This window comes from Chryseobacterium sp., assembly GCF_019236175.1.
Classification (GTDB): Bacteria; Bacteroidota; Bacteroidia; order Flavobacteriales; family Weeksellaceae; genus Chryseobacterium.
In genome coordinates, this window is sequence record NZ_JAFAJM010000014.1 from 84,759 (window position 1) to 96,366 (window position 11,608).

An 11,608-nucleotide genomic window follows, 5' to 3' on the forward strand; every position below is an offset into this window, starting at 1 on the left:
CCGTTATTAGAAATCTATTAGAAACCTTTTAGAAAACTATTAAAAGCGTTAATCTGCTACCATAAAAAGAAAATAAGAAATACCTTTGCAAAGGGCTTTAGGAAAGCTGGAAATCAATATTTTAAAAACAAAATACCGAACTGAATATCAGCCTTCAATCCTGTAATATTTCCTTATGAGAATTTTAATAATAGAAGATAATTCACGAGTTTCAAGTCTGTTAAAGCGCGGGTTAGAAAGCCAGAGCTATCAGGTATATATTTCTGAAGATGCGGAGGATGCTATTGCGCTGCTTGGTAAACTAACTTTTGATCTGGCTATTACAGATATTATGCTTCCTAAAATGAATGGTATAGACTTGTGTAAATTCGTTAAACAGAAATATCCAGATTTACCGATTATCATGCTTACTGCATTGGGAACCATTGATGAGAAAGTAGAAGGATTTGATGCCGGAGCGGATGACTATATGGTAAAACCATTTGAAATACGAGAGCTTTTTGTCAGAATAAAAGCCATTCTTCAAAGAAGCTCAAATAAGAACAGAGAAACCTATCTCAGTGATCTGGAATATCATGATCTTAAGATTAATAGAAAAATTAATCGGGTCTTCAGAAATAATGAAGAAATAGAACTTACTCCAAAAGAATTCAAACTTCTGGTCTTTCTCGTAAGTAATGCTGAAAGAATTCTCACCCGTGAAGAAATTGCAGATAATGTATGGGGCAATCATTTTGATACGGGAACCAACTATATTGATGTGTACATTGCCTACTTACGAAAAAAAATAGACAAGAATTTTGATACTAAACTTATTCACACCAAACCGGGTGTAGGATTTATTTTTGCTTCACAATTATGAAAATAGCCACCAGAACAGCATTAATTTACGCCATTCTCACCGCAGGCATTCTCTTTATGTTTGCTTATGTACTGTATGTTGTCTCTGAAAAAAACAGGGAAGATGAGTTTAATGATCGTTTGGGATATAAAGTCATCTGGCGTTCTGAGTTTATTTTTGATGTCCGGATCAGTGATGAAAAAATCCGTGAACTGCATCAAAGAAACCAGAGATTATTGAATGAGGCTGATATCAGCGTTTATAACAGTAAAAAAGAGTTGACCTTTACAGATATTCCCCCATTGAAAAGCAATGAAAAGTATCTTGATAAAATCATTAAATCCAATAAAAATAGAATATTCTGGCAGCAAGGTGACCGCCAATACATTGCTATTAAATTCAAATCAGCTGGGGAAGATTATTATATCATCGGAAGTGCTGTAGATGTAACAGGAAATGCCCATATAGCAGAGTTTAAAAAAGATATTATCATCATTTATATCAGCTCGGTTATTGTTATTTTTATCATCGGGTTTCTTTTTTCCTACTATACTTTAAAACCTTTAAAAGATATCATTCTTCAAATCCGCGATATTTCAGAACATAATCTCAACCAACGCCTTGATGTTCCGAAGGCCAAAGATGAAATTTACGAGCTTACAGAAACTTTTAACTCCACTTTTAACAGGCTGGAGAAGTCATTTAATAATCATAAACAATTTGTGACGACCATTTCTCATGAATTCCGCACTCCGCTTTCTACCCTGATTGCAGAGCTGGAGCTGGCAAAAGAATTGAATGTAACATTGGATGATTATAAACTTTCCATTGATAATGCGCTTCAGGATGCCAATGATGCTTCAGAACTTTCATCGGCACTTTTAGATTTCGCAAGAGCCAGTTATGACGTTTCACAAATCAGTTTTACTAATATCCGTTTAGATGAAATCTTGGCAGAAGCCAAACTGGCACTGATCAAAAAAAACACCCATTATAAAATCGGAATCAATTATATCAGTAATGATGAAGAGGAAAGCAATTACGATGGGTATGGTAACCCTTATCTATTACAGGTTGCTTTTTCAAATCTTATGGAAAATGCCTGTAAATACTCCAAAGATAAAGGCTGCCGGGTAGAAATTGAAGCACACCGCTCGTCGGTAAAAATTCGTTTTGTAGATTACGGAGTTGGCATATCAGAACAGGATCTCACAAAAATATTTGAATTGTTTTACAGAGGTTCCAATAAAAACTTTGAAAAGGGAAACGGAATCGGATTATCTATTGTGAAAAGAATTGTAGAAATTCATGAAGGAAACCTGTATGTAGACTCTGAGATTTCTCAGGGAAGTACATTTACCATAGAATTCTCTTCTAAAAATAAAAAAGCAGTCTGATCAGACTGCTTTTTCGTTTATGCTTTTAACCATTCCGAAGAGGAAAGGTAATTTTGATCAGGATAATAGATGAATAATAAATTTCTGCCTTTTATCGTATTAATCATTGCTTGTGACAGTTCTCTGGGTACTGCAGGACAGCCCCAGCTTCTTCCGATTCTTTTGTGTACTGCGGCAAATGCATCACTTACATAATCTGCTCCATGCATCACAATAGCTCTTTTATACGCTGCATCATTAAATCCTTTATCCATTCCTAATAATCTCAACGAATACCCGTTATCTCCCTGATACGTTGCATCTGTGATATAAAATCCCATGCTGCTCTGTCGCGAACTTTCCGTGTTAGAAAAATTCGTGGCAAATTCTTCGCCTGTATTTTTACCGTGGGCAACCAATGAGTTGAACAGTACTTTTTTGTCGTTAAGATCAATAATCCAAAGTCTTTTAGTATTGGAAGACATAGAAAAATCGCAAACAGTTAATAAATGAGACTCGTCCGTAAGCAGTCCTGCTTTCTTTAGATTTTCAAGTCCTGTTAATGCTTTCGAAAAAACTTCATAGTTCAGTTCATGTTCAGGATCAAATTCAATGGTTTTGTATAATGCTTCTGCCGAAGATACTGCTGTAGTATTACTCTTCTCAGATTTCGTGTCTGTTACTCTTTCTGTTTTTGTTGTGGTGATACTTACACTCTTTACCTCTGCTCTCGGAGAAATGTAGAATGAAGTCGTCACCATGTAAAGAAGGCCTATTACGCCATAAAATCCTTTCATTCAATAATATATTAGTACCAAATTAGTGGGGCAAAATTATAAAAACATCGCTATCAGCCACTTATAAGTCTACAAAGTTTAACTGAATTTAAGAAACTTTAACGTCCTGATTCTGTGAAATAAAGCTCATTATTTCACAGAATCGCCAACAAATTCCAGGCTGATAGAATTCATACAATACCTCAATCCTGTGGGTTTTGGACCATCATCAAACACGTGCCCCAAATGGGAATCACATCTCTTGCAAAGTACTTCTACTCTTTCCATTCCGTAGGTCTGATCTCTTTTATAATATACGCCTTCTTTATCAGCTTCAAAGAAGCTTGGCCATCCACAACTGCTGGAAAATTTTGAAGTGGAACGGAATAAATGATTACCACAAACAGCACAGTAATAATCTCCTAACTCATCAAACTCATTATATTTTCCAGTAAAAGCCCTTTCCGTTGCCGCTTCTCTAGCAATTGCATAAAGGTCCGGGGCAAGTATTTTTTTCCATTCGCTATTGGGGATATTCAGTTTCGTAGTATCTGTTCTTGAGTAATATGGATTGCTTTTTGCTTCTTTATTTTCCATAGAAGTAATTTTAATAGGTTGCTGTTTCTGCGTACATCCCTGCAGAAGAATTAATATAATGGCTGAAAATAAAAATTTCATCAAAATTTTAAATGTCTTATATCTTAGCCACAAAACAAACATGTAAGGGAGCTAAACTCTTTACAATAAAACTTTTGCGTCTTTTGTGGTTCAAATATTGGATGATTTGATAACCAAATTTAGTAAATTTGAGAATATGAATGACGAAGCAAAAAGAAAACAACTTAGAAAATATAAGGCATTTGCCACCGGATTATTTGTTCTGATGGCGGTTATTTTCATTGTTACGACGGTTCTTCAAAAGTCCAGCAATTCTCACTGGATTGGCTATGTACGGGCTTTTGCAGAAGCGGCTATGGTAGGAGCATTAGCAGACTGGTTTGCAGTTACGGCCTTATTCCGTCATCCGTTGGGACTTCCGATTCCCCATACCAATCTGATTGAAAACAGTAAGCAGAAATTGGGTGATAACCTGGGAAGCTTCGTGGTGAGTAATTTTCTTTCTCCTCAAAATATCCGTCCCTACATTCAAAGAATCAGGGTTTCAAACTTTGTGGGGGAATGGCTTGGTAAAGAAAAAAATCAGGATATTCTGATCCGAAATCTGTCGGATATTGTTCTGGACATTCTCAATAAACTGGATGATTCCACTGTGAGTCAGTTTATCAGCAAAAAAGTGTCAGAAATGACCGATGGTATCAAACTGAATAAAGTGGTGGGCAACGGGATCAATTATATCCTGGAAAAAAATGACCATCAGAGAATCATCACCAATCTTTCCAAACAGATCAAAGAATACATTATTCAGAATGATGAAATGATCAAAGATCGGGTGAAAAAAGGAAGTTACACTTTCATTCCATCTTTTGTTGACAATAAAATTGCTGATAAAATAGCAGACGGTTTATCTGATTTTTTCAAAGAAATAGAGGAAGATCCCAACCATGAAGTAAGAGCCTTAATCACTCAAAAAATTTATGAATTTTCAGTTGATCTTAAAGAAGATCCGAAATGGGACGAAGAGTTTAAAACCATTAAAAACGGTCTTCTTAAAAATGATAAACTCGATGAATATTCCAATGACATCTGGGTTTCTATCAAAAGAACCCTTATGAAAGAACTTCAGGAGGATCAGTCTGCTCTGAAAGGTTATCTTTCTAAAAATCTGAATGAGTTTTCACAAAATTTAAAAACAGATGAAAATCTTCAGAATAAAATTGACCATTGGGTTCGGGTAACCGCTTATAAATATATTCTGAAAAACACTCATCAGTTCGGAAACCTCATCAGTACCACTGTAGGGAATTGGCAAGGTAAAGAATTAAGTGAAAAACTGGAACTGGAAGTAGGAAAAGATCTTCAGTTTATCCGTGTGAACGGAACTTTAGTGGGAGGTCTGGTAGGTTTAATTATATACACCATTTCTCATTTCTTTATTTAAAAACCGAAACACAACCATGAAAAAACTCCTTATTGCTCTCTTTCTTTCCTTTTTCCTTTCCGGTAAAAGTCAAAAGATTGAATTAAAAGCAGTCACAGATTCTTCCCAAGTCTTTAAAGGCGAGATTGCAGGAGTTCCTGTAACCTTTCAGCTTCGTTATACAGGCATTATAGACTGTGATCAGTATCAGCATTATGTAGACGGCTGGTACTATTACGACAAATACCAGAAGAAAATTCCTTTAACCGGCATCTACGATTTTTATGGCAATATGTATTTGTATAACTTTGGGAATAGGCAAAAGATGAATTCTAAAATTTTCAAGGAACAAATCACCTCCCGAAAGGCCATAGAACAAACTCATGAAATCGCACAAAAACTGGCTCCTCAGGAGTCTGTTATATTCGGACAACCTGTACCAAAAGAAAATACAGTCTCAGGAAATTTTTATCATAATAAAAAAGTGCTTTCCGCAAAGCTTTTCACCGGGAATGATATGATTTACCGGTATAATAATTATCTGATTTTACCGGATAATAAAAAGATCAATACGTATGATTTCATTAATAAGGCAGGCGGAAATCAATTCATATCATTTGCTTCCGGAGAACAGGGAAACAGGATTCTTCTATATTTTGAAGAAGTTTCCAATTTTAATTTTTGCGGGATGTGCGGAGCCAGTGACGGGGAAAAAGGATATCGGATTTTATATTTTACCAAAGACTGGAATTACAAACATTATGAAGAATATCTGACGGAAAGCTGCCGGAAAGGAATATCTGAAACCCGGAAGATAAAGACCAAAGACCCAAATGTACTTCAGTTTAACGTTCCAAAATCCTACTCTTCACCTGCATATTCATTAAGGATTGATACTAAAAGGGTTCATGTTATAAAATCAAAATAAATAAAAGAGAGCGCTGCCAGCGCTCTCTTTTTATTTCTATCTTGGCAATCTGCTTGCTCTTTTTAGAATTTCTTTATTGATTTCGTTAATCAGCTCAGGCCCTTCATAGATAAATCCGGTGTATAGCTGCACTAAACTAGCTCCTGCATCCAGTTTTTCAATGGCATCCTTTGCCGAATGAATTCCTCCTACTCCAATGATTGGGAATGCTCTGTTGCTTTTATCGGAAAGGTATTTAATCATCTTTGTACTTCTCTCACGGATAGGCTTACCACTTAAACCTCCGTTTCCGATTTGTTCTAAAACTTCAGGAGATGTTTTCAGTCCTTCTCTGTTGACAGACGTATTGGAAACAATGACTCCGTCAATTTTTGTTTCTGCAATCAGATCGATGATTTCATCCAGTTGCTGATTATTAAGATCGGGTGCAATTTTTAGTAATACCGGTTTTTGCACCGTTTTCGACTGATTGATTTTCTTAACTTCCGTAATCAGTTCACGCAGGTATTCTACATCTTCCAATTTCGCGTGACTTCCTACATTCGGGCAGCTTACATTCAGTACGAAATAATCTACATGTGGATGAAGCCCTTCAAAGCAATCCAGATAATCCTGGGTATAATTTTCGGGCTGGGTATCTGTATTTTTTCCGATGTTTCCACCAATGATTATTTTTCCTTTATTGGATTTCAGTTTTTCAATGGCAGCCTGAAGCCCATCATTATTGAACCCCATTCTGTTGATGATTCCTCCATCTTCAATAAGACGGAATAGTCTTTTCTTAGGATTTCCGGCCTGAGCTCTTGGGGTTACAGTTCCGATTTCTACAAATCCAAAACCTAAATCTCCCAACTCGTTAAACAATGCTGCATTTTTATCAAAACCGGCAGCCAGCCCTACAGGATTTTTAAATTTCAATCCGAAAACTTCTCTTTCCAGACGTTTGTCTTCAATAGGTTTTGGGAAAAATAATTGAGTAAGAAATCCAAAATTCTTAAGCATCGAAAAAGTAAAGTGATGCACTTCTTCGGGATCAAATTTGAAAAGAACCGGACGGATGAGCGATTTGTACATTGAAAAAAAGTTTTACAAAAATACTCATTTTAAAATTAATCTATAATTGACGTATGATATTTTATCAAGAAATGAATTATTAATACTATCTATATCATACAAAAACTGTGTAATCTGAAAACCATCGAGAATTTTTTTACGCTGACTATCCTTGTCAAGGTTTAAAACCTTGACAAGGATGTTTTCTAAAGATTTTCTTCTTTAAGATCATTAAGAATACGAACTCAAATCGAAGTTCAGGATATCTCCTACTCTTTTAAATTCTTCATCTATAGTAGCATTTACCGTAATTCTTTCGTTAGAAATAGGATGATTAAAAATCAATTGATGAGCATGAAGCGTCATTTTGTTAATTTCAAATGTTTGAAGCCATAATTTATTCTGTTTATTGCAGCCGTGTTTCCGGCATCCTAAAATGGGGTGTAAAATATGTTTAAAATGTTTTCTCAATTGGTGAAATCGTCCTGTTTCAGGGATCGCTTCTACTAAACAGTATCTCGAAGTCTGATGTTTTAAAAAGGGTAAATCGATTTCTGATTTTTGTAAAAGACGATAATAAGTAATCGCATTTTGCCTGACTTCGTTTTCATTAACCAGATCATAATCGATGGTTTCTTCTTCTTTCGCCCAGCCTCGTAGAATGGCGATATATTTTTTCTCCACTTCCCGGGTTGCAAAACGGTCGCTCATGATTCTCAGTGTATCTTTATCTAAAGTGAACAACAAAACCCCGGAGGTTTTGCGGTCTAAACGATGCACAGGATAGACTTTTTGTCCAATCTGCTTTCGTAATTCCTGAATAGCATAGGTATCTGCTTCCCCTGCATAGAAGGACTTGTGAACTAATAATCCACTGGGTTTATTGATGGCAATAATATGTTCGTCGCGATAAAGAATTTCTAACATGGGGCAAAAGTAGAAATTTTCTACTGATCTAGCCCTGATTGTAACGGCATCCTTTTTTGTTGCGGCCGGAGTGAAGCGGAAGCTGCGACAAAAAAGATACAGTGGAAAGCAGGTTCCCGGCTCCTAAAAACGAAAATCAAACTATTTAATGGATTATTAACAGCTTTTTTTACTGAATCTCATGATTTTGGATCCAATTTGCTATTTTTGCACATCAGACGTAAAAAAATTATGGCAAAGCAAGAAGATGTTTTCAAGAAAGTAATTTCTCACGCTAAAGAATACGGGTTTATTTTCCCTTCAAGTGAGATCTATGATGGTTTATCCGCTGTTTATGATTATGGACAGAACGGTGCTGAACTTAAAAATAATATCAAACAATACTGGTGGAAAGCTATGGTACAGCTTAACGAAAATATTGTGGGTATTGATTCGGCAATCCTTATGCACCCAACAACATGGAAGGCATCAGGCCACGTAGACGCTTTCAACGATCCATTGATTGATAATAAGGATTCTAAAAAACGTTTCAGAGCAGATGTTTTGGTGGAAGACTATTGTGCTAAAATTGAAGATAAAGAGAATAAAGAAATTGAAAAAGCGGCAAAGAGATTCGGAGATGCTTTCGATAAAGATCAGTTTGTTGCTACCAATCCAAAAATTTTGGAATACAGAGCAAAGAGAGAGGCTATTCTTTCAAGATTGGCAAAATCTCTGGAAAATGAAGATCTTGCTGATGTAAAAGCTTTGATTGAAGAACTTGAAATTGCTGATCCGGATACGGGTTCTAAAAACTGGACGGAAGTAAGACAGTTCAACTTAATGTTCGGAACTAAATTAGGTGCTTCTGCAGACAGCGCAATGGATCTTTATTTAAGACCGGAAACGGCTCAGGGTATTTTTGTGAACTATTTAAATGTTCAAAAAACTTCACGTCACAGACTTCCTTTCGGTATTGCACAGATTGGTAAAGCGTTCAGAAATGAGATTGTTGCCAGACAGTTTATCTTCAGAATGCGTGAATTCGAACAAATGGAAATGCAGTTCTTTGTAGCTCCGGGTACAGAGCTTGAATTCTACGAACAGTGGAAACAAAAACGTCTGAACTGGCACTTGGCATTAGGATTAGGGAATGATAATTACAGATTCCATGATCATGAGAAATTAGCTCACTATGCGAATGCTGCGGCTGATATTGAATTCAACTTCCCATTTGGTTTCAAAGAACTGGAAGGTATTCACTCAAGAACTGATTTTGACCTTAAGGCGCACGAAAAGTTCTCCGGAAGAAAGCTGCAGTTCTTCGATCCTGAAAGAAATGAAAACTATGTTCCTTACGTAGTGGAGACTTCTGTAGGTTTGGACAGATTATTCCTTTCTATCTTCTCACACTGCTTAAAAGATGAAGTACTGGAAGACGGTTCGGAAAGAACGGTTTTATCTTTACCTCCGGCATTGGCACCAATTAAGGCTGCTATTCTTCCATTGATGAAGAAAGATGGCTTAGCGGAGTATGCTGAGAAAATCTTCAACGATCTGAAATATGATTTCAACTTATTCTACGAAGAAAAAGACGCCATCGGAAAACGTTACAGAAGACAGGATGCTATTGGTACTCCTTACTGTATCACGGTAGATCACGATTCATTAACAGATCACACAGTAACCATCAGAGACAGAGATACAATGCAGCAGGAAAGAGTTCCTGTTTCAGAGTTGAGAAGAATCATTGATGAGAAGACCAACTTCAGAAATTTACTTTCTAAAATATAATGCAAAAGCCCTGAATAATCAGGGCTTTTTTCATTTTCAAAAAATATATATTCAGATATTGCGAAAATGATTATTTTTGACGGAATAAAAAAAACTAATAACAATCATGAAGAAATTATTTATTTCGTCTTTGGCTATGGCAGTGATCGTAAGCTGTAGCTCATCCAATGATGATACATCTGCCAATAGCAGCAATAATAACAATAACAACACGCCCTATCTCCTAAAGAAATCTACTGAAATTAGTCCGGATGGCTCGTCTTATGTTGTTGAATATAAATACAACGGAACTAAAATAACCGAGTCTTATGATGTTACTGACAAAGAAAAAACAGTATTCACTTATGACGGGGATAATATTGTAAAAGCTGAAGTCTATAGAGACGGAGTATTAAAAATCACAAGAGAGTATGCCTATTCCAGTGGTAAGCTGGTTTCTGAAAAGGTAACGAATAAAGAAAAGGGGCAACCCTTGATTTATACTGAAAACTATCAATATCTGAGTGACAATCATGTACAGTATAATGATTTTTATACGGCTACATATAATCCGACAACAGGTGCTTATTCAGATATCAAGTTTATTCAGAAAGATGTTTATTTCAATAATGGCAATATGATTTCCTGCAGTTCTACAAACATGGGAATTACCCATAGTATTACTTACATTTATGACGGAAACAACCATCCTATGAAGAATGTAACCGGTTTTGTAAAAATGGAAATGTTTAGCAATAATGACGGTGAAATTGGTTACAGTAATCTGTTAAGCTCAAACGGTACCTATACAGGTACTTTGAATGAAACTCATAAATCCAATGGAGTTCATACGCTTAATGCAGCTAATTATCCTACAAAGTCTGAGATGACTTATGTAAGCTCCAGTATTGGAACTAATAAGCGCACTTACCTTTACGAATACAACAAATAATGATTTACAGTATATAAATCCCTAGCCCTGAAATATTTCAGGGCTTTTTTATTTTTTAATCAGAGCAGATCAACATACCACGAAAATTGCTATTTTTAACGGACTAAAAACTAAAAACTGGTAATAACCATGAAAAAACTACTCATTTCATCACTGGCTGTAGCCGTGATTTCAAGTTGCGTATCCAATGACAATCCTGCAGATCACAGGGACGAGGGCAAAAAAAACAATAATACCAATGCTGCTTTCCGTCTTCTGAAAAAAGCAACCGAGATCAAACAGACCGGCACGCCTTATGTTCTGGAATTTAAATATAACGGAGACAAAATAACAGAATCCTACAATGCAGCAGATGATGATAAAATCATTTATACTTATAATGGAGATTATATCATTAAAATGGAAGAATTCGTTGGCGGTGTACTGGTTCTTATGAAAGAATTCACCTATTCCAACGGAAAACTTGCCACAGAGAAAGTAACTGATAAAGAACAGGGAATACTGGTTTACACCAAAAACTATCAGTACGTAAGCAATACGCATGTAAAATTTAATGAGTATAAAGATGCCACCTATAATGCATCCACGGGAACCTATTCGAATCTTCAGTTTGCCCAGGCGGATGCTTATTTAACAAACAACGGCAATGTAGCCTCAGTAAGTTACATTTATAACGGAACCACCTACAATATTACCAATATGTTTGATACTTCCAACAATCCGATGAGAAGTGTCAAAGGCTTTATTGAACTCGCCTTAACAGATGTACACGACGGGCAGCTATCTTACAATAATCTCCTCACCCAGAAAGAAATCTATTCGGGAGCGGTTAACGGAAGCAACAAAATTACGGCAACCCATACTCTCGGAGGTGACAATTATCCTACCAAAACAGTGACCACTTATGACATTTCATCCTATGGAACCACCACGATTACTTCACTTTATGAATACTATTAGTCTTT

The 11,608-nt window shown here is 36.1% G+C and carries 11 protein-coding genes; 7 read left to right on the top strand and 4 right to left on the bottom strand.

What is annotated here, in order from left to right; all coding sequences use genetic code 11:
- The first annotated feature begins 175 nt into the window (after positions 1-175).
- Both JO178_RS11415 and JO178_RS11420 read left to right on the top strand, forming a co-directional pair.
- A complete protein-coding gene (locus tag JO178_RS11415; protein WP_291935487.1) occupies positions 176-862 on the top strand; it encodes a response regulator transcription factor in 687 nt (228 codons plus the stop codon).
- A complete protein-coding gene (locus JO178_RS11420) occupies positions 859-2,238 on the top strand; it encodes a HAMP domain-containing sensor histidine kinase (protein WP_291935489.1) in 1,380 nt (459 codons plus the stop codon). Before JO178_RS11415 ends, JO178_RS11420 begins: the two co-directional genes overlap by 4 nt.
- A gap of 17 nt (positions 2,239-2,255) precedes the next feature.
- On the opposite strand, the gene JO178_RS11425 is transcribed toward JO178_RS11420, so the two are convergent.
- Both JO178_RS11425 and msrB read right to left on the bottom strand, forming a co-directional pair.
- The gene (locus JO178_RS11425) at positions 2,256-3,014 is read right to left on the bottom strand and encodes a murein L,D-transpeptidase catalytic domain family protein (protein WP_291935491.1); all 759 of its coding nucleotides are present in this window, start codon (positions 3,012-3,014) and stop codon (positions 2,256-2,258) included.
- Positions 3,015-3,143: 129 nt separating this feature from the next.
- Positions 3,144-3,590, bottom strand: a complete 447-nt coding sequence (gene msrB / locus JO178_RS11430; protein ID WP_291935493.1) for a peptide-methionine (R)-S-oxide reductase MsrB — start codon at positions 3,588-3,590, stop codon at positions 3,144-3,146.
- Positions 3,591-3,807: 217 nt separating this feature from the next.
- On the opposite strand from msrB, the gene JO178_RS11435 reads away from it, so the two are divergent.
- Positions 3,808-5,052: a DUF445 domain-containing protein gene (locus tag JO178_RS11435; RefSeq protein ID WP_291935495.1), complete on the top strand. Its 1,245-nt coding sequence runs from the start codon at positions 3,808-3,810 to the stop codon at positions 5,050-5,052.
- Positions 5,053-5,068: 16 nt separating this feature from the next.
- On the top strand, positions 5,069-5,959 hold the full coding sequence (locus JO178_RS11440) for a hypothetical protein (RefSeq protein ID WP_291935498.1): 891 nt from the start codon (positions 5,069-5,071) through the stop codon (positions 5,957-5,959).
- A gap of 36 nt (positions 5,960-5,995) precedes the next feature.
- On the opposite strand, the gene JO178_RS11445 is transcribed toward JO178_RS11440, so the two are convergent.
- Together JO178_RS11445 and JO178_RS11450 are read right to left on the bottom strand one after the other, a co-directional pair.
- Entirely contained in the window at positions 5,996-7,033 is a 1,038-nt protein-coding gene (locus JO178_RS11445) for a quinone-dependent dihydroorotate dehydrogenase (protein WP_291935500.1), read from the bottom strand.
- 210 nt (positions 7,034-7,243) lie between these two features.
- A complete protein-coding gene (locus tag JO178_RS11450; protein WP_291935502.1) occupies positions 7,244-7,939 on the bottom strand; it encodes a pseudouridine synthase in 696 nt (231 codons plus the stop codon).
- A 231-nt stretch (positions 7,940-8,170) separates the two neighbouring features.
- Here JO178_RS11450 and JO178_RS11455 point away from each other — a divergent pair, with 231 nt between their 5' ends.
- From JO178_RS11455 to JO178_RS11465, 3 genes are all read left to right on the top strand, one after another.
- A complete protein-coding gene (locus JO178_RS11455) occupies positions 8,171-9,712 on the top strand; it encodes a glycine--tRNA ligase (RefSeq protein ID WP_291935504.1) in 1,542 nt (513 codons plus the stop codon).
- A gap of 106 nt (positions 9,713-9,818) precedes the next feature.
- Positions 9,819-10,643 (top strand): hypothetical protein, encoded by an 825-nt coding sequence (locus JO178_RS11460; RefSeq protein WP_291935506.1) that lies wholly within the window; start codon positions 9,819-9,821, stop codon positions 10,641-10,643.
- 129 nt (positions 10,644-10,772) lie between these two features.
- Complete coding sequence (locus JO178_RS11465) at positions 10,773-11,603, top strand: hypothetical protein (protein ID WP_291935508.1); 831 nt, start codon at positions 10,773-10,775, stop codon at positions 11,601-11,603.
- The last annotated feature ends 5 nt before the right edge of the window (positions 11,604-11,608 follow it).

Bases quoted from the DNA above. Each gene is read 5' to 3' on its own strand.
- JO178_RS11420 (WP_291935489.1), top strand. From the start codon at position 859: ATGAAAATAGCCACCAGAACAGCATTAATTTACGCCATTCTCACCGCA.
- JO178_RS11415 (WP_291935487.1), top strand. From the start codon at position 176: ATGAGAATTTTAATAATAGAAGATAATTCACGAGTTTCAAGTCTGTTA.
- JO178_RS11465 (WP_291935508.1), top strand. From the start codon at position 10,773: ATGAAAAAACTACTCATTTCATCACTGGCTGTAGCCGTGATTTCAAGT.
- JO178_RS11455 (WP_291935504.1), top strand. From the start codon at position 8,171: ATGGCAAAGCAAGAAGATGTTTTCAAGAAAGTAATTTCTCACGCTAAA.
- JO178_RS11435 (WP_291935495.1), top strand. From the start codon at position 3,808: ATGAATGACGAAGCAAAAAGAAAACAACTTAGAAAATATAAGGCATTT.
- JO178_RS11450 (WP_291935502.1), bottom strand. From the start codon at position 7,939: ATGTTAGAAATTCTTTATCGCGACGAACATATTATTGCCATCAATAAA.
- msrB (WP_291935493.1), bottom strand. From the start codon at position 3,590: ATGGAAAATAAAGAAGCAAAAAGCAATCCATATTACTCAAGAACAGAT.
- JO178_RS11440 (WP_291935498.1), top strand. From the start codon at position 5,069: ATGAAAAAACTCCTTATTGCTCTCTTTCTTTCCTTTTTCCTTTCCGGT.
- JO178_RS11460 (WP_291935506.1), top strand. From the start codon at position 9,819: ATGAAGAAATTATTTATTTCGTCTTTGGCTATGGCAGTGATCGTAAGC.
- JO178_RS11425 (WP_291935491.1), bottom strand. From the start codon at position 3,014: ATGAAAGGATTTTATGGCGTAATAGGCCTTCTTTACATGGTGACGACT.
- JO178_RS11445 (WP_291935500.1), bottom strand. From the start codon at position 7,033: ATGTACAAATCGCTCATCCGTCCGGTTCTTTTCAAATTTGATCCCGAA.